The sequence below is a fragment of the Pantoea sp. B550 genome (assembly GCF_024158165.1).
Classification (GTDB): domain Bacteria; phylum Pseudomonadota; class Gammaproteobacteria; order Enterobacterales; family Enterobacteriaceae; genus Pantoea; species Pantoea alfalfae.
In genome coordinates this window covers 1,977,796-1,994,619 of the sequence record NZ_JAMYXI010000003.1, presented here as the reverse complement: position 1 = coordinate 1,994,619, position 16,824 = coordinate 1,977,796, and the positions used below count along the sequence as shown (strand labels likewise).

The window sequence follows — 16,824 nt, the reverse complement described above, 5'->3', positions numbered from 1 at the left end:
CTGGCACAACTTCTGGCATAACCCGGCTTAGCTCCAGGCGATAGCGTGTTTCATCTTTTTATCGGTCAGCCCGAAAAAGAACCCCATGGTGATGCGGGTATCACCTTCAACCCGGTCGATCTCATGATAAAAAGCGGGATTAAACAGATAGATATCACCACTGCGTGGTGAAAATTCACAGATCTCGCTGTTTTCAATCACGCCACTGCGGTAGCCCAGCTCACCGGCGGTTTTGAACTGCTCATCCTCCGGTGTCCACTTTTTGTTGTAGATACGCAGCGCGCCACCCGCGTTGCACTCCTGCAGGCAGACCACGCAGCTGAGCTGATGCAGGATTTGCGTCACCACCAGCGAGGTCTTTGCGGCGTCGCGCACGATATTGTCGTTATGCAGCGGATTCGCGACGCCATCGGCGTGAAAGCGCACGATAGAACCGGCGTAGTCACCACAACCCGGTTCGTGGGCGATGTTTAGACTTTCCAGCCGCAGCGCATGCTGCACCCACCCGTAAATCTGTTCGCGCAGCTGGTTAAGCGTGGGCGGCAACGCCGGCTGGATATCACGCAGCTCGGTAAAATAGTTATCGGGATACGCCGTATGGCGCGCCAGATAAGGGCCCAGCGTGGTCAGTGCGCCATTCGGATAGTGAGAGACACGGATCTTTTCCCGGCAGTGTTGCAGGTCAGCCACTACCGTTTCCCGCACCTCTGGCGTCAGGAAATTGCGCAGCACCAGCAGCGGTACCCGTGCGGTAACAATGTCATCCAGCCAGGTCGATTCCACAAACATGTTGGGATTAATCACGCGGAACTGATTGAAAATAGCCATGTTTATCACTCCCTAAACGATATTTCATAGAGTTCATGATTGTTCATTCGCCGCCAGTTACCGGCGCTGCCTGGTATTGCCACGGGTTCAGAGGCGATCAGCGTGCAACCGTCCTGTTGCCGAAAATGCATCGTAAAATAGTCAGGGAAAGGGGTGTCGTGCGGGTACCACTGCCACGCCCAGGCTTTGTCGCGGGTGACGAAGATGGCATTGCCTGCGCTGCCGCCTGGCTCAACCTGAGCCATCTTTGCGCGCAGATAGTCGCGGGTAAAATCGGCGGGCGTAGTCTGATCCACCAGGTAGCGCAGATATTCTTCGGAATCGAAACGTGACTCCGCCAGGCCAAGCTGGCGGTAAATTGTTGGCAGAAAGCCGTTATGCATCATGTACCACTGATGTCCGGCGCTGTGACGCCACAGCGGATGCGAAAATTCGATCCCCTGATTTTTATTCAGCGTGGCGTGACGCACATGCACCGCCAGAAAGCGGCTGCGCAGGCGATCCACATCAATACCTGGCAGAGCATCGGCGAACGGGCCGGTACCGTGCAGGGTTCGAATCTCGCCCTCTTCCAGCCACAGACAGCCCCAGCCGTTGGGATGTGATTTGATCGGGCCATCGTGTTCGGCGCCTTCACCGCAGCTCATGGCACGCGCTGCCTCTAAAATCTGTGCGCTGTCGAACTGGCCATGCGCCAGAATCATCCTGCACATACTTTGTCTCTCCCTGCGATGACGGATTGCGCGGCAATCACCTGCTGAAACGTAGTCATAATGGGTTCGCGCGCAGAGGCCGTCAGGCTGAACGTTGCCAGAATGCCTGCGTGGCGGGTCAGATCGGCATAGAGCGAGGATCGGGGTGAAACCTGTAATGCTGGCAATCTGAGTGGTGGCAACAGCGCACCCTGCTGATGCTGATCGATCCAGCGTTCAGCCGCCTGCAACTGCGCCGGTTGCCGTAACCGCAGCTGGCCGACCGCACCGGGTGTGGTGAAGGTAAAGGCAGGCAGTGCGCCGCCCGCTTCCAGCCGGAAGGTGACCTCCGCCCAGTTGATGCCTGTCGTCGCCTGCACCAGCGTCGCCACGCCCATGCCGGAGAGCCGGAATCCCATCTCCAGGAAATGCGGCACGCCATTCACCACAATGAAATCGATGTGAAACGCGCCCTGACGATAGCCAAAGGTTTCGCAGCAGAAGGTCATCAGGCTGCTGAACGAGGCTGGCAAGGCCGCTGCCGCCACCGCCACATGCCCCGACTCATAAAAGCTGACGCAACCTTCGCTATCGCGGTGCTGCTCTATCACCTTCTGGCAGCAGGTCAGCGCCAGGGGATGCCCCTGATGCACCACGCCCTGCAATGAAAACTCCTCGCCGATCAGCGCACTTTCCACAATGAAGCCGCTGAAGCCGCGCCCGCCATAGTTCATGGTCTGTATCAGCTGTGTTACCACGCTGTACAGCTGATCGGCGCGCTCAATCAGCCAGATACCCAGCCCGCCGCCGCCATCCACCGGCTTCACGACGCAGGGATAGATCAGCGCCTGTGCCGCATCCAGAATGCTGAGCGGCGAGGCAAAAAAGCGGAACTCCGGCTGCGGGAAGCGCGGCCAGGCTTTTTTCAGCGCCATGCGCTGCGCATATTTATCCAGCGGAATAAAGGCAGCGGGTGCGTCAGGTCCGGCCAGCATCTCGCGCAGCCGTCCGGCGCTGGCGTTGTAGGCTTCAAAGCCCGCCAGCACCACCAGCGGATGCGCCAGCAAACCGGCGTGCAGATAAGCCTGCATGACCTCCCACGGATTCTCAGGACGGTCAAGGCGGATGATCAGATCAAACGGCAGCGCCAGGCTTAACGACTGGTAATCGACAAAATCGCCCATTTCCGCCAGTACGGTGAAATAGCCATCGCGTTTTGCCACCTCACAGTAGGGGTTCTGGCCATCGCGGGTGGCACCAATTTGCAGAAAAATCTTTTTCATCGCCTCGCCTTACCGGGTTAACGCCCGGAAATGATTTCTGTCACGATGTCATTCAGTACACCGTTATTGACCTGAATCACCGCTTTATGGGGATCGAAACGCAGTACGCGCGACAGCGGATCGCGGCTTTTGCCCTCAAGCAGCGAACTGACCGGCTTACTCTGCCAGCAGTGCCGCATCTGCTTCAACGTCAGGCCGGAGAGCTGCGTTAACTGCTGTGCCAGCGCGAGATCCTCACTGCGCTGCTCAAGCAGGTCGCGAATGGCTGTTTCATCCAGCGCAATCTGCTGCTGCGACAGCCACTGTCCGAGCTGCTCTCCCTGCGCCAGGAAGGGTGAGCAGATCATGCAGATCAGCTGATCTTCACTAAGATCAAACGCCTGCAGGGCGAAGTCCGCCGCACGCTGCCGCTGCTGGTGGATGGCGTCGTCATCCTGATAACGTGCCGCCATCTCATCAATCAGCTGTGGCGGAAAATCTTTCTTCACCATCAGCCCCAGCGCAAAGCGCACATATTCACGGATCCCTTCGGCATAGTTACGCTGCAACAGCGTTTCCGCCCGCAGTCCGCGCAGGTGAGCCATCAGCGTCGGATTACCGCAGTCGGACTCAGAAAAGCTGAACATCAGTTCATCAAAACGGAAACGCATAAATTCGCTGAGCAGCGCCCAGTGCGCGCCCGCTTCATAGGCGGTGTCCTGATAGATGTTGAAAAATAGCGGATCGCGCGCCAGCTGGTGGGTAATGCGGTGTGCGGGTGTCAGTTGATCGGCACCGTAAACGTCAGAGAAGTAGCGCTCAGCCACGCCGTCCAGCGTCTGGAGAAAGCCACTGAAGCCGCGACTTTTATTGGCGACGTGCGCATCAAACAGCCGTGAAAGGTGCCGCGCCCAGGCAACGTAGGCAGCCTGCTCCTGCGGCGAGTCGCCGGTGATAATCAGATCCACGCCGCCATTGTAGTCAGCCGCCAGGCCAAAGGAGTTCACCATGCTGAGATTACAGGCGTTGCAGAAGGTCGAGCGCCCATCAGCGCGAAAGCGGTGTCCATTCATCAGCACATCATGGCGGTTCTGCTGCCGCACGCTCTCCGGCATCGGCAGGTCGCGGGCAAACGGCCGGATCAGCATGCCATCCACCACCAGACATTCCGCCCGTTCATCGTCGTGCATCGCCAGCGCCTGATAAACGCGGTGGATATTCTCCATCACGCTCTGATTCATCGCCGCGTGGCGGTTGGTACTGACCCGAAGAGAGAACGTGCTGCCCTGCTGCTGCCAGATCAGGCCCTGAATGTATCGCACGTAAGCCACCATGTAGCTGCTGTCTTTTCCGCCGCCATAGGCGAGCAGCACACGGTTGTTCTCCAGTTGCAGCTTATCCGGTAACACCGCAAGCAGGCGGGCGGAGCAGCGCTGAGCCGACTCCATGATCGCGGGCGACAGATAGGCTTCAATCTCCTTCATCATGGTGGGCAGATTATTCATTTCTCGCATTTCCCTCAGGTGAACAGAATCGCTTTATGGCCTGAAGCCCGGTGGCTGGCGGGGTCGCCGTGCCGTTCAGCATCATGAATAATTAAGAGATGCAGCCTAAAGTACTTTGAATGTACTCTGTTGAATATGCACAGATCAGCGCGATATGGGGTGGAACAGATGGCCGATGTTGTCGGGGAACAGGAGAGTCAGAGCAGTCGTTACCGCCAGATAGCAGAACAGATCAAGCAGGCCATTCACGCCGGTTCGCTGGCTCCCGACAGCCGTCTGCCGTCGGTGCGGACGCTGGCGACGCAGTACAATGTCAGCCTCACCACCGCCCTGAAAACACTGCGCACGCTGGAAGATGAGCGTTACGCCGTCGCCCGCCCTAAATCGGGCTTTTTTGTTGCCTCGCAACGCCCCGCTTCGCGTCAGTTGCCCGCTGTCAGCGAACAGCCGCGCGCCATCGCGCCGCTGGATGAGCAGACAGAACTGCATCTGGCGATGCTCGGCTCAGACTGCCGGGTGCGCCTCGATCTGGCTAACGGTGACAGCGCGCTCTATCCGGTCAAACGCATCGGCCTGCTGATGCGCCAGATGGGTTACAGCAAACCAGCCCTGCTCGGCAATACGGTCAAGGGCACCGGCTATGCGCCGCTGAAAACGGAGATTGCCCGCCGCGCGGTCGATTACGGCTGCAATATCAGCGCCGACGATATCCTGATCACCAACGGCTGCATCGAGGCAATCTCGCTGTCGCTGCGCGCCACCACCCAGCCGGGGAATGTGGTCGCAGTAGAGTCACCCTGCTATTTCGTGCTGCTGCAGATGCTGCATAACCTCAATTTACGGGTGATTGAAGTGGAAGCCGGGCCAGAAGGGTATGTGAATGTGGCGAAGCTGACCGGCCTGTTTAAGCGCAAGGCGGTGCGGGTCTTTCTCACCCTGTGCAACGTCAATAATCCGCTGGGCAAGAGCATTCCCAACGAGCATAAAGCCTATATTGCGCGGCAGGCGGATGAAAACGATGTGGTGATCATCGAGGATGATATTTTTGGCGATACCGCCTTTGGTGAGCGTCGTCCCTTCCCGATGCGCGCCTTCAGCCCCAACGCCATTCTCTGCAGCGGCTTCTCTAAAACCGTGGCTCCGGGCATTCGCATTGGCTGGGTTCACAGCGTCAATTACATGCGCAAAATCGCCTCACTGAAATATACCTCTACGATGGGCACCTCAGTGCTGTCACAGGCGGCAGTAGCGGAGCTGCTACGTAACGGCGGCTACGATGCTCACCTGCGCAAGCTGCGGCGCGAACTGGCGCGGCAAATCCGCGAAATGCGTCAGTCGGTGCTACGGGAATTTCCGGCAGGCACGCGGGTGTCCGATCCGGAAGGAGGCTATGTGCTGTGGGTGGAAATGCCACGAGCGGCGCTGAACGTGCGCGAGCTGTTTCTGAAAGCGCGCAATGCGGGCATCGGGATTGCGCCGGGCCACATTTTTGCCACCGATCAGCGTTACGATCACTGTTTCCGGCTGAATGCCGGTTTCGGCTGGAATGCGGAGGTGGAACAGGCGATTCAGCAGCTGGCACAGTGGTGCCAGCTGTCGTTAACCGATTCACAGGAAGAGCAGGATTAACTGTCGCGCCAGGCGATCTCAACCTCTTCCGCCAGAATCTGCACTGCCCGCTCGATGTTCTCTGCATCCGGCACGTAGTTCATCCGCATACATTGATGGGTATGCGGCCATGCCTGTTCCAGTCCCGGGAAGAAGAAGTGGCCCGGCACCATCAGTACGCCACGCGCTTTAAGCCGCTGATAAAGCAATTCAGTGGTGATTGGCAGATCGCGGAACCAGAGCCAGAGGAAAATCGCCCCTTCCGGCTTGTGGATCAGGCAGCGCTCTTCCGGCAGATAGCGCCGCAGGATCGCGATGGTCTGCTGCACCTTCTGCTGATAGAACGGCTTAATCACCTCTTCGGAGAGCCGCAACAGATCGCCGCGACGGATCATCTCATTGGCGATGGCCGGACCGATGCTGCCTGGCGCCAGGCTGATGATGCCGTTCATGTTGCTCAGCGCAGTAATGGTCTTCTCATCCGCGATAATAATGCCGCAACGTGCACCCGGCAGGCCGAGCTTCGACAGGCTCATGCAGAGAATGATGTTGGGATTCCACAGCGGGCGCACCTCACTGAAGATGATGCCGGGAAACGGCACGCCATAGGCGTTGTCGATCAACAGCGGAACGTCATGCTGCTGTGCCAGCGCATCGAGCTGCATCAGCTCATCATCAGTGATCACATTGCCGGTGGGGTTGGTCGGGCGCGAGACGCAGATTAACCCGACATCATCGTTCATCGGCAGATGCTCGAAATCGACATGATATTTAAACTGACCTTCCGGCAGCAGCTCAATGTTCGGCTTCGCCGAGACAAACAGATCCTCTTCCAGACCGGCATCCGCATAGCCAAGATACTCAGGCGCCAGTGGGAACAGTACCCGCTTTTTGCTGCCATCGGCCCGGCGACCAGCGTACAGATTAAACAGATAGAAGAAGGCGCTCTGGCTGCCGTTAGTCAGCGCGATGTTCTCTGCGGTAATCGGCCAGCCGAGCTGTTCACTCAGCAGTCCCGCCAGTGACGCCAGCAGCGTCGCTTTGCCACGCGGACCGTCATAATTGCACAGCGCCTCGCTGAGTTTGCCCTCCTCATGCATCTGCTGCAGCAGTTGCTGAAAATAGTCGTTCATGGCCGGAATTTGCGCCGGATTGCCGCCACCCAGCATGATGGTGCCAGGCGTGCGCAGGCCCGCGCCCATATCTTCCATCAGACGTGAGATGCCGGAATGTTGGGTAAATTTGTCGCCGAACTGAGAAAAGGACATAACGGTTAAATATTTGTGATAGCGAATCGGGGGTTCACCATAACGCCCGCCGATGGCGGGCGCAATGGAAAGGCGTGGGATTACTTCAGCGCCTGCGGGTTCACGCAGTTTTTCTCAACGCTGCCGCCGAGTGCGGCAATGAGATTTTCTACCGCATCCTGCATCATGCCGTAACGGGTTTCGTGCGTGGCGGAACCGATGTGCGGCAGCGTCACCACGTTGGGCAGCGACAGCAGCGGAGAGTCGGCTGAGACCGGTTCCTGCTCAAACACATCCAGCCCGGCAGCGTACAGCCTGCCCGCCTGCAATGCGGCGATGAGCGCCTGCTCATCCACCACCGGCCCGCGACCGGCGTTGATCAGCACCGCATCCGGCTTCATCAGTTCCAGTTCGGCGGCGCCGATCAGATGATGCGTCTCTTCGGTCAGCGGCAGGCTGATGCAGACGAAATCACTCTGCTTCAGCAATGCTTCCAGTTCACAGCGCTGCGCGCCAAAGCGCGACTGCGCCTCTTCATGTTCGCGGCGGGCGTTGTAGAGGATTTTCATGCCGAAGCCAAAGTGCGCGCGCTGCGCCAGCGCCATCCCGATACGTCCCATGCCGAGAATACCCAGCGTTTTATGGTGCACGTCGATGCCGAACTGCGCCGGTCCGATGCTCTTCTGCCAGTTGCCCGCTTTAACCCAGGTATCCAGTTCCGGCACCCGGCGCGCCGTGCTCAGCACCAGCGCCATCATGGTGTCCGCCACGGTTTCGGTCAGCACGGTTGGCGTGTGCATCAGCACCACGTGACGCTGATTCAGTGCATCAACATCGAAATTGTCATAGCCCACAGAAACACTGGAGCAGACGCGCAGATTGGGCATTTTCGCCAGCAGCTCGCCATTCACCTTACCCCCCGATCCCAGCAGCCCTTCTGCCTGCTGAAACACCGCAGCATGCTGCTGCTGGCTTTCCGGCGAGAGATCGCTGATTTCCGTCACGTCACACTGTTCAGCCAGGCGTGCATAGAGATCGTCAGGTAGTTTTTTATAAAGAATTACAGCGGGTTTCATTCGGTGGCTCCCGGTCAATAAGTTGCGGGCGGCTTGCAGGCCGCCCTAAGAAACAGAGGTTAACGTTTACGCTTTTAGTTTGCTGACGCCAGGGCCATGGGCGCTGATACCGGTAGCAAAGCATCGCGGGCCAGGGATGGCGGTTTGCGTCTTTGCGGACGGTGTCAGTGCCCTGAGCCAAAGCGGGTCAACAATCTCTAGCGTTTACGCTTTCAGGCCGGTTTGGCACCCTGCAGCGGCGGGGCTTTATTCTGTGCCGGTTTCACAATCAGCGTCAGCCACACCGAAACCAGCAGGGCCGATCCCATAAAGATGTAAGACGCCGACGGGCTGCCGGTGGCCCCATTAAGATAGCCGACAATCCATGAACCGATGAACGACCCCAGCGCGCCCATGCTGTTGATCAGCGCCATCGCGCCCCCGGCGACATTACGTGGCAGCATCTCAGGAATAATGGCGAAGAACGGTCCGTAAGGGGCATACATCGCGGCACCGGCAATCACTAACAGGGTGTAGGACATCCAGAAATTGTTCGATCCCACCAGATACGAGCCGAGGAACGCCAGCGCCCCAATCAGCAGCAGCGGCCAGACGAACAGCTTACGATTCTGAGTTTTGTCCGACGCCCAGGAGACCACCACCATCGCAATGGTCGCCGCCAGATACGGCACCGCTGAGAGCCAGCCCGCTTCTACCATGCCCATCTGCGTGCCGTTGCGCAGAATCGACGGCAGCCACAGCACAAAGCCATACACGCCGATGCTCCAGGCAAAGTACTGCAGGCAGAGAAGGATGACGTTGCGGTTACGGAACGCTTCGCCGTAGTTACGCACCGCTTTGATGTTTTCCTGCTCTTTCTGCAGTTCAGCCTGCAATGCCGCTTTCTCGGCATCGCTCATCCAGCGCGCCTGTGCCGGTTTATCCTGCACCAGGAACCACCAGGCAATCGCCCAGACCACCGCCGGAATGCCTTCGAAGATAAACATCTCACGCCAGCCAAAGGATTCAATCAGATAGCCCGACACCACCGACATCCACAGCACCGTGACCGGATTACCCAGGATCAGGAAGGTGTTGGCGCGCGAACGTTCCGATTTGGTGAACCAGTTGCTGATGTAGATCAGCATTGCAGGCATCACGGCGGCCTCCACGACGCCCAGAACAAAGCGAATCGCGGCCAGCATCGGAATGTTGCTGACCACGCCGGTCAGCGAGGCACAGCCGCCCCACAGGATCAAACAGACGAAAATCAGTTTTTTGACGCTGCGACGCTCGGCGTAAATCGCCCCCGGAATCTGAAAGAAGAAGTAACCCAGGAAGAACAGCGCACCCAGCAGCGAGGACATGCCTTTGGTGATGCCGAGATCGTCATTAATCCCGGCAGCAGAAGCGAAGCTAAAATTTGCACGATCGAGATACGCCAGGCTGTAGGTGATAAACACGATGGGCATGATGAACCACCAGCGTTTTGGCGCGATTGTCTGCTTTTTCATCGGGAACTCCTGTGACTGTAGAGGGGCGCGAACTACACGTCGCCCAGTTGCTGACGCGTCGGCAGACCTTCGCTGTCACCAATGACCTGAATCGCCATCGAACCAATTTTGTTGCCGCGCCGAATCGCCTGCGGCAGCGACCGGCCTTCCAGCAGCGCGCTGATAACGCCAACGGCAAAGCCATCACCGGCACCCACCGTATCCACCACGTTATCGACTTTAATCGCCGCAACATTGCCCTGTTCGCCCTGCGCGGTTTTATACCAGGCACCGTCACAACCGGTTTTAATCACGACGGCTTTCACCCCCCTGTCGAGATAGAAATCTGCGATCGCTTCCGGCTGACGATAACCGGTCAGAATCAGCCCCTCTTTTTCGCCCGGCAGCACCCAGTCGGCATATTCCGCCAGCAGATTGAGCTGCTTACGCATCTCCTCTTCGCTGCGCCACAGCACCGGCCGCAGGTTCGGATCAAACGAGATGGTTTTGCCGCGTGCCCGCATCTCTTTGGCGGTGTGCTTCAGCAGGTCTAATGAGCTTTCTGACAGCGCTGCCGCCACACCGCTGAGGTGCAGATGGCGCGCCGCGCCGAAATAGTCCGCGTCAAAATCATCGACCGACAGATGGCTGGCAGCCGAGCCTTTACGGAAATATTCCACCAGCGGATCGGAACCGTCATCCACTTTGGACTTGAGCTGAAATCCGGTGGGATAGCGCTTATCGACCGTCACACAGGCGTGATCGATACCCTCTTTCTCCAGCTGCTGGCAGATAAACCGGCCAAAAGCGTCATCGCCGACACGGCTGACCCAGCCCACTTTCAGGCCAAGACGTGCCAGGCCGGTCGCTACATTGAGTTCCGCGCCCGCGGCACGTTTAACAAAGGTCTCTGCTGCGGCCAGGTCGCCGGTCTCGCGGGCGATGAACATCGCCATCGCTTCACCGATGGTGACAACATCAAGCGGACCGTTGTGATGATTAATGTGCGTCATATCTGTTCCTTACACGTTACGCAACAGCGACACGTAGTGGCGTGTCACCGCAGTCAGATCGTTGCCTTCCAGCGGAAATTCAATACCGCGCGGCGCGCGGGCGGGCAGCTGTTGCAGCAGCCTGCGCCAGTGGTCATCAGCCTCATCCAGCGCAATCGCCCGGAAGCTATCCTGATGCGGCACGGCGGCTTTGACATGCACATAGCCCACCTGCGCGGCCAGCTGCGTCGCGGCCTGATCGGCGTCTTCGCCGGTCCAGCACCAGTTACCCATATCAAAGGTCATGCTGATCGGCAGATCGGCTTCGCGCACCGCCGTGAAAAACGCGACGGACGGTGCCAGTCGGCCATGTTCGGTCTGGTCGTTTTCCACGGTCAGCTGGAATGGCAGATCTGCCAGCAGCGCCTGCAACGTTTCGCGAGGCAGCGCACCGGTAAAGTCTCCCAGCGCCACTTTCAGTCGCTGCGCGTTTAACTGGCGTGCCTCTTCAACGTAGTGGGTTATGCATGGATTGATTTCGCCGCCGTCACAAAACAGCGTATCCGGCACTGAATAGCTGGCATGCAGCTGATGCTCCGCTATCGCCCTGGCCAGCGCCGGCAGATCGGCCAGCGCCGCATCATCAAGCAGTTCGCGGCGGATTTCGACCCCGTCAGCACCCGCCTGCCGGATGACTGGCAGCAGCGCAGCCTGACCGCCGAGTGCGGCGATCTGCGTGTGGCCATAAGCGGCGGTCACCACGATAATGTCAGGTTTCATGTTCTACTCCATGGCAGAGGTCTGCCCATAACGAATAGAAAAACCCTAAATGGAACCGGTTCCAAAGCAAAGCAGCAAACTGTGAAATTATGATCGTGCTCACGAAGCGAGCATGTAAACAGAAGGTTAAATCTGAAATTCAGCCCAGAGGCTGGCTGGAGCCACGAACGATCAGTTCACCAGAGAAGACCTGCTCGGCAATGGGCAATTCGCTGCCCTCTATGCGCGCAATCAATCGCTCCAGCGCGCTGAAGCCAATCTGCCAGGTCGGCTGTTTCAGCGTGGTAATGCCGACACCCGCCAGCGCCGCCCACTCCAGTTCATCAAAACCGAGCAGGCCAATATCGCGACCCCAGTGCAGATTGAGCCGCTGCAGCGATCGCGCCACCTGCAGCGTCAGCGCGCCGTTGGCCACCATCACTGCGCAGCGTTTGCCGCTGTGACGCTGCTGGAAGGCCAGAAGCGCCTGATCCAGTGCGGCAGGCTGGTGCAGCGGCACTTCTGCATTTTCATGCTCAACCTGCGGATGCGCCGCCAGCAGCTGGCGGAAGGCCTGCAGACGCTCGCGGCGCGTATTCACGCTGCCCAGGGGCTCGCTGAGAAACAGCAGCGCCTCATAGCCATTGTCGACCAGATGCCGTGTTGCCGTTTCGGCCGCTTCGGCATTGTTCAGGCCCACTACATCGCAGGGAAAATCGGGAATTTTGCGGTCAATCAGCACCATCGGCAGCAGGGATTGTTGCAGATGGCTGAGCACCTCTTCACGCATGCCGACCGCATTAACCACGATGCCCTCAACCTGATAGCTGCTCAGCAGTTGCAGATAGTGCTGCTCCAGATCCACTTCGTTGTTGGTGTTACACATCAACAGCGTGAAGCCCTGCTCCCGGCACGCAGCTTCAATGCCGCTCATCACATCGACGGAATAAGGATTAGTAATGTCGGCGATAATCAGCCCGATCAGGCGGGTACGTCCGCGCTTCAGGCCGCGCGCCATCTGACTCGGACGGTAGCTGAGATCCGCAATGGCCTGTTCAATCCGCGCTTTTAAGTCGGCAGAGAGCAGATGCAGCTCGCCATTGAGATAGCGTGAAACGCTGGTTTTACCGGTTCGTGCCGCGTGAGCAACATCGCTGATGGTGGCGCGAGGCGGCCTGATTTTCATGAGATATCCTGCGAAATAAGAAACCCGGCAGAGACTAGCACAAGCGAAGCCCGGCGCAAAAAGTGCTAGGCCGGTAATTGCAGCCAGGGTTGCCACAGGGTCTGTAACGTTTCCGGCGGTTCGCCGTTGATCAGCCTGATAACCATGTCAGCCACCTGTTCACCCGCCTGATGCGGCGTTGCCTGGCAAATCGCAGCAATGGGATGATCGAGAATCGCATCACGCGGTAATCCTTCCCAGCCTGCAAGCAGAATGGCGTCTTCGCCCGCAGTCCGACCAGCCTGCTGCAGCGCCAGGGCTGCGCCTTCAGCCAGCGCAGCGCAGTCGGTGATAATCACTTCCGGCGCGGGGTCCTCTGCCAGCCACTCACGCGTCTGGTGATAACCTGCACGGCGCGACGGTGCGACTGCCGCCATCGCATAAGGCGCAACGTCACCCAGCGCCGTCAGATAACCCTGACGCCGGTCACGTACCCGCGTGCTGTTTTCATTGCTGCCGAGCCAGGCTATCCGCTGCCGTCCCTGCGCCAGCGACCAGCCCACCGCCAGTTGTGAACCGGCAAGGTGATCAACATCAAACCAGGCATAGGTGGCTGGCAGATCGCTGCGGCCCAGCGCCAGAAAGCGAAAACTGGTCTGCATTAGCGCATTCAGTCGGCTGTCATCTGGCGTGGTATGGCCGACGATCAGGGCATCGGCGGCCCCACTGCGCAGCAGGCGCGTCAGGGTTGAGTGACTCTGCTGCTGTTTATCCGCCAGCAACAGCAGGTTAATTTCATGCCGGGCAAGATGATGATCCAGTGCCAGCAGCATATCGCTGAAGTCGCTACCACTCAGCGTAGATTCAATGACCGGATAAACGAGCCCTACTGCATTAGCACGGCCGGTTTTCAGCCGCCGGGCCGCCGCATTAGGTCGGTAGCCGCGCCGCTGCGCTTCCTCTTCAATGCGTTTACGCGTCTCCTGAGCGACATCCTGATAACCATTAAGGGCGCGGCTGACAGTCGTAACGGAAAGACCTAAAACTGCAGCGATGGCTTTAAGAGACATGGGGCAAATCCACTGATCAATTTTTGATCAGACTACCATAAGGCCTCTGCTGGCTCTATCCGCAGACACATTACTGGTGCTTTTAACGTGATGCTTTACAGAAAAGGTGCGCCCCCGGTCGGGGGCGACCGCGACTATCCCAGCGGGGTGAGCGTGATTTCAACGCGACGGTTTTGTGCTTTGCCTGCTTCGGTGCTGTTGGTGGCAACCGGGTTATCCGGGCCTGCACCCTGTGTGCGCAGGCGATCGCTGGCAACACCCTGTCCGATTAACGCACTGGCAACACTTTCAGCACGCTGCTGTGACAGACGCATGTTCAGCGCGCGACTGCCAGTACTGTCGGTGTAACCCACGACGTTTACCGCGGTTTTCGGATACTCTTTCAGCACCATTGAAACACCGGTCAGAGTGTTGGCACCGGCAGGTTTCAGATTACTGCTGCTGGAGTCGAAGGTGACATTGTTTGGCATATTCAGGACGATGTTATCGCCGTTGCGGGTCACGCTGACGCCGGTCCCGCGCATCTTGTCACGCAGTTTCGCTTCCTGCACGTCCATGTAGTAACCCACGCCACCGCCCAGGGCCGCGCCGCCTGCGGCACCAATCAGCGCACCTTTACGACGATCTTTCTTTGACGATGAGAGCACGCCAACACCGGCACCGACTAATGCGCCAAGGCCCGCGCCCACGCCTGACTTACCCGCCTGAGATTCGCCAGTGTAAGGATTGGTGGTACAACCTGGCAGGGCCAGACTGCCGCTTAATAACAAGGTGATGGCGATTAATTTCTTCTGCATTTTTGTTCCCTTACATTTGACACACAGGGGAAAACCTTTCCCATAAGTGGCACGATTATGCCGTCTGGTGACAGAGAATGTAGTGCGGAAAAATCCTGATTTACCGGGAATCACGCCTTTTGATTGGCAGGATGGCAAAAACAGTTGCTCTGATGATCGTTTATCAGCCCACAGGCCTGCATAAAGGAGTAGCAAATTGTAGGGCCGATGAATTTGAAACCACGCTGCTTCAGCGCCTTCGAGAGCGAAATAGCCTGCTCTGACGTGGTGGGTGCCTGACTGTAATCAGGATAATGGTGAACAATTTGCACGTTATCGACAAACTGCCAGACGAAGTCGCTGAAATGCTCGCCTTTCGCTTCCATCTTAAGAAAAGCGCGAGCGTTAGCGATAATGGCGGCGATTTTGCCAGGGTGGCGGATAATGCCGCTGTTGAGCATCAGCGCGTCGATGTCGGCAGCATCCATCTGCGCAATAGCCTGCGGATCAAACTGATGAAACGCTGCCCGATAATTTTCACGCTTTTTCAGCACGGTAATCCATGAGAGTCCCGCCTGTTGTCCTTCCAGACAAAGCATCTCAAACAGTGCACGCGTGTCTCTCTGCGCCACACCCCATTCCCTGTCGTGATACGCCAGATAGAGGGGATCCTGCGTTACCCAGCCACATCGTTGCATCGTTTTGTTCCTTTATAACGAGAATATTTTAGCGGTCCGCTTGATCTTAGAATTAATCGGTTGATAGTTAAACGATCACCGGTTAAATAACAGAGACGGCCCGAAAAATTCATTAAGACGCCGGATAATAACTTCAGCCTGGCCTGGAGATGCGATGTTGCCGAGAAGCGGTTGGAAAGGTCTGCGGACCTGCTGTGCTGTAGGGCTGTTAATGTTAACGCAACCGACGTTTGCCCGCGGCGGCATTTCTGCGCCTCAGCATGCTGACTTTCTGCCCGACTACGACACAATTCTGGCGGAGAAGATCGCCCTGACGCCACTTGCTTTCAGCGATGAGAGCCGCGCCCTGTTTGAAGCCGCGATCAATTCGCCCACCGCCTCACCCATCGCCCTGCACAGTGAAACCGGCAGCGTAGGCACCACGCCGCTGGGCAAACGCTATCGGGCTGGCGTTGATATGCCTATTGCCCCGTCATTGACCACCGGGCCGGTGGCGCAGTATGCAGTCGATCCGCAGCAGATGAACTGCCTGCAATGCGACTACAGCGATCAGCAGAGCCGGGAGCAGAGCGCCAGCGTCGGCTGGCGCATCGATTCGCAGCAGGGATGGATATCACCCTGGGCGCAACTGAGTTACCACTATCTGATGGCGGATACGCCGCAGACCCCCCGGCGCGAGGCGGCGAATGGCTCGGATCAGTCTGACGGTATTGATTTAAGCATCGGTGCACAAATGCCACTGAACGATAAACTGGCGGCTTTCGCGTCATTTTCACAAAGCGAAGCGCTGAACAACGACGAGCAGCAACTTTACACCTTTGGCTTTAGCGCCAGCTTCTAGCGGGGCATGAAAAGAGAAAGAGAATCGGGCGTTTAAAATATAATGAGTCCGCTAATCATTATACTGGTAACAAAATGCGCAACGATTTGACTATTATTGGCCGTGAAATGACGGTCTTCATACTGGCAGCACTCTTCCTCGCTCTGATGATATTGCCCATCTATATTGATGTGGCCTGGATGAATGATGCGCTGCACGAAACTTCTTTTACTGAAACCACCCAGGAAATCATGCTGGCGGTGATTGCCGCCCTGTTCTTTATTGCGGCCCAGCGCCGTCCGGCTCAGCGCGGCGCGCTGACCTTAGTGGCGGGCTTCTATAGCTGTATGCTGATCCGTGAGCTCGACTTTGTGTTTGATGCCATCCAGCATGGCAGCTGGATCTGGTTCGCCCTGGCGGTGACGGCCGGTTGCCTGGCCGTCGCGCTGCGGACGCCGAAAAAAACCCTGCATGCGCTGGCCAGGCTGCTGCAACACCGCAGCTGGCCGGTGATGGCCTCCGGCTTTTTAGTGGTGCTGGTCTTCTCACGACTGTTTGGTATTCATGCGTTGTGGCAGCACCTGATGCTGGGCGATTACAACCGCGTGGTGAAAAACATGGCCGAAGAGGGGACCGAGCTTCTGGGATACAGCCTCTGCTGGCTCGCCTCGGTGCGCTATTTATGGCAGACCCGTCCGATCGCCGCTGTCAGTGCGACCCAACCCGCCGCTGCCCGTCATACTACGTCTCCGATAACCTCTCACTGACCGCGGTCGTGCTTTTTTTGGCGATCCGACCAGGGAAAGGAGATTTTGGCAATTCCTGATTATAAACCGTTCTTGTATTGATGCTTT

The 16,824-nt window shown here is 57.8% G+C and carries 16 protein-coding genes; 3 read left to right on the top strand and 13 right to left on the bottom strand.

Annotation, left to right across the window (positions count from 1 at the left end; translation table 11 throughout):
- Positions 1–27: 27 nt before the first annotated feature.
- The 4 genes from NIM72_RS12415 to NIM72_RS12400 are packed head-to-tail and all read right to left on the bottom strand — an operon-like array spanning position 28 to position 4,287.
- Complete coding sequence (locus tag NIM72_RS12415) at positions 28–828, bottom strand: hypothetical protein (protein ID WP_253420597.1); 801 nt, start codon at positions 826–828, stop codon at positions 28–30.
- A gap of 5 nt (positions 829–833) precedes the next feature.
- A complete protein-coding gene (locus NIM72_RS12410) occupies positions 834–1,541 on the bottom strand; it encodes a class II glutamine amidotransferase (RefSeq protein ID WP_161733242.1) in 708 nt (235 codons plus the stop codon).
- Complete coding sequence (locus NIM72_RS12405; RefSeq protein ID WP_161733244.1) at positions 1,529–2,803, bottom strand: acetyl-CoA carboxylase biotin carboxylase subunit family protein; 1,275 nt, start codon at positions 2,801–2,803, stop codon at positions 1,529–1,531. The genes NIM72_RS12410 and NIM72_RS12405 overlap by 13 nt, the downstream gene beginning before the upstream one ends.
- Positions 2,804–2,820: 17 nt before the next feature.
- Positions 2,821–4,287 carry a hypothetical protein gene (locus tag NIM72_RS12400; RefSeq protein ID WP_253420594.1) on the bottom strand — a complete coding sequence of 489 codons (1,467 nt, stop codon included), beginning with the start codon at positions 4,285–4,287 and terminating at the stop codon, positions 2,821–2,823.
- Between the two features lie 168 nt (positions 4,288–4,455).
- Here NIM72_RS12400 and NIM72_RS12395 point away from each other — a divergent pair, with 168 nt between their 5' ends.
- Positions 4,456–5,916 carry a PLP-dependent aminotransferase family protein gene (locus tag NIM72_RS12395; protein WP_253420591.1) on the top strand — a complete coding sequence of 487 codons (1,461 nt, stop codon included), beginning with the start codon at positions 4,456–4,458 and terminating at the stop codon, positions 5,914–5,916.
- Here NIM72_RS12395 and NIM72_RS12390 read toward each other — a convergent pair.
- From NIM72_RS12390 to NIM72_RS12350, 9 genes are all read right to left on the bottom strand, one after another.
- Positions 5,913–7,163: a valine--pyruvate transaminase gene (locus tag NIM72_RS12390; protein ID WP_161733250.1), complete on the bottom strand. Its 1,251-nt coding sequence runs from the start codon at positions 7,161–7,163 to the stop codon at positions 5,913–5,915. The genes NIM72_RS12395 and NIM72_RS12390 overlap by 4 nt on opposite strands.
- 80 nt (positions 7,164–7,243) lie before the next feature.
- Positions 7,244–8,218: a glyoxylate/hydroxypyruvate reductase GhrB gene (gene ghrB / locus NIM72_RS12385; protein WP_253420588.1), complete on the bottom strand. Its 975-nt coding sequence runs from the start codon at positions 8,216–8,218 to the stop codon at positions 7,244–7,246.
- Positions 8,219–8,430: 212 nt separating this feature from the next.
- Complete coding sequence (locus NIM72_RS12380; RefSeq protein ID WP_013359588.1) at positions 8,431–9,711, bottom strand: MFS transporter; 1,281 nt, start codon at positions 9,709–9,711, stop codon at positions 8,431–8,433.
- 32 nt (positions 9,712–9,743) lie between these two features.
- Positions 9,744–10,703 (bottom strand): sugar kinase, encoded by a 960-nt coding sequence (locus NIM72_RS12375; protein ID WP_253420585.1) that lies wholly within the window; start codon positions 10,701–10,703, stop codon positions 9,744–9,746.
- A gap of 9 nt (positions 10,704–10,712) precedes the next feature.
- Entirely contained in the window at positions 10,713–11,462 is a 750-nt protein-coding gene (locus tag NIM72_RS12370) for a sugar phosphate isomerase/epimerase (protein ID WP_253420583.1), read from the bottom strand.
- 139 nt (positions 11,463–11,601) lie between these two features.
- The gene (locus NIM72_RS12365; protein ID WP_222924801.1) at positions 11,602–12,627 is read right to left on the bottom strand and encodes a LacI family DNA-binding transcriptional regulator; all 1,026 of its coding nucleotides are present in this window, start codon (positions 12,625–12,627) and stop codon (positions 11,602–11,604) included.
- A gap of 65 nt (positions 12,628–12,692) precedes the next feature.
- Positions 12,693–13,676 carry a LacI family DNA-binding transcriptional regulator gene (locus NIM72_RS12360; protein ID WP_253420581.1) on the bottom strand — a complete coding sequence of 328 codons (984 nt, stop codon included), beginning with the start codon at positions 13,674–13,676 and terminating at the stop codon, positions 12,693–12,695.
- Between the two features lie 134 nt (positions 13,677–13,810).
- Positions 13,811–14,473 (bottom strand): OmpA family lipoprotein, encoded by a 663-nt coding sequence (locus tag NIM72_RS12355; RefSeq protein ID WP_161733267.1) that lies wholly within the window; start codon positions 14,471–14,473, stop codon positions 13,811–13,813.
- A 110-nt stretch (positions 14,474–14,583) separates the two neighbouring features.
- A complete protein-coding gene (locus NIM72_RS12350) occupies positions 14,584–15,150 on the bottom strand; it encodes a DNA-3-methyladenine glycosylase I (RefSeq protein ID WP_253420579.1) in 567 nt (188 codons plus the stop codon).
- A 211-nt stretch (positions 15,151–15,361) separates the two neighbouring features.
- Between NIM72_RS12350 and NIM72_RS12345 the strand changes: the two genes are divergently transcribed.
- Both NIM72_RS12345 and NIM72_RS12340 read left to right on the top strand, forming a co-directional pair.
- Complete coding sequence (locus NIM72_RS12345) at positions 15,362–15,991, top strand: autotransporter (RefSeq protein WP_253420577.1); 630 nt, start codon at positions 15,362–15,364, stop codon at positions 15,989–15,991.
- A gap of 74 nt (positions 15,992–16,065) precedes the next feature.
- Positions 16,066–16,737, top strand: coding sequence for a hypothetical protein (locus tag NIM72_RS12340; protein WP_222924802.1), 672 nt, complete (start codon positions 16,066–16,068; stop codon positions 16,735–16,737).
- The last annotated feature ends 87 nt before the right edge of the window (positions 16,738–16,824 follow it).

Coding starts and splice junctions, on each gene's coding strand:
- NIM72_RS12415 (WP_253420597.1), bottom strand. CDS start 828: ATGGCTATTTTCAATCAGTTCCGCGTGATTAATCCCAACATGTTTGTG.
- NIM72_RS12410 (WP_161733242.1), bottom strand. CDS start 1,541: ATGTGCAGGATGATTCTGGCGCATGGCCAGTTCGACAGCGCACAGATT.
- NIM72_RS12405 (WP_161733244.1), bottom strand. CDS start 2,803: ATGAAAAAGATTTTTCTGCAAATTGGTGCCACCCGCGATGGCCAGAAC.
- NIM72_RS12400 (WP_253420594.1), bottom strand. CDS start 4,287: ATGAATAATCTGCCCACCATGATGAAGGAGATTGAAGCCTATCTGTCG.
- NIM72_RS12395 (WP_253420591.1), top strand. CDS start 4,456: ATGGCCGATGTTGTCGGGGAACAGGAGAGTCAGAGCAGTCGTTACCGC.
- NIM72_RS12390 (WP_161733250.1), bottom strand. CDS start 7,163: ATGTCCTTTTCTCAGTTCGGCGACAAATTTACCCAACATTCCGGCATC.
- ghrB (WP_253420588.1), bottom strand. CDS start 8,218: ATGAAACCCGCTGTAATTCTTTATAAAAAACTACCTGACGATCTCTAT.
- NIM72_RS12380 (WP_013359588.1), bottom strand. CDS start 9,711: ATGAAAAAGCAGACAATCGCGCCAAAACGCTGGTGGTTCATCATGCCC.
- NIM72_RS12375 (WP_253420585.1), bottom strand. CDS start 10,703: ATGACGCACATTAATCATCACAACGGTCCGCTTGATGTTGTCACCATC.
- NIM72_RS12370 (WP_253420583.1), bottom strand. CDS start 11,462: ATGAAACCTGACATTATCGTGGTGACCGCCGCTTATGGCCACACGCAG.
- NIM72_RS12365 (WP_222924801.1), bottom strand. CDS start 12,627: ATGAAAATCAGGCCGCCTCGCGCCACCATCAGCGATGTTGCTCACGCG.
- NIM72_RS12360 (WP_253420581.1), bottom strand. CDS start 13,676: ATGTCTCTTAAAGCCATCGCTGCAGTTTTAGGTCTTTCCGTTACGACT.
- NIM72_RS12355 (WP_161733267.1), bottom strand. CDS start 14,473: ATGCAGAAGAAATTAATCGCCATCACCTTGTTATTAAGCGGCAGTCTG.
- NIM72_RS12350 (WP_253420579.1), bottom strand. CDS start 15,150: ATGCAACGATGTGGCTGGGTAACGCAGGATCCCCTCTATCTGGCGTAT.
- NIM72_RS12345 (WP_253420577.1), top strand. CDS start 15,362: ATGTTAACGCAACCGACGTTTGCCCGCGGCGGCATTTCTGCGCCTCAG.
- NIM72_RS12340 (WP_222924802.1), top strand. CDS start 16,066: ATGCGCAACGATTTGACTATTATTGGCCGTGAAATGACGGTCTTCATA.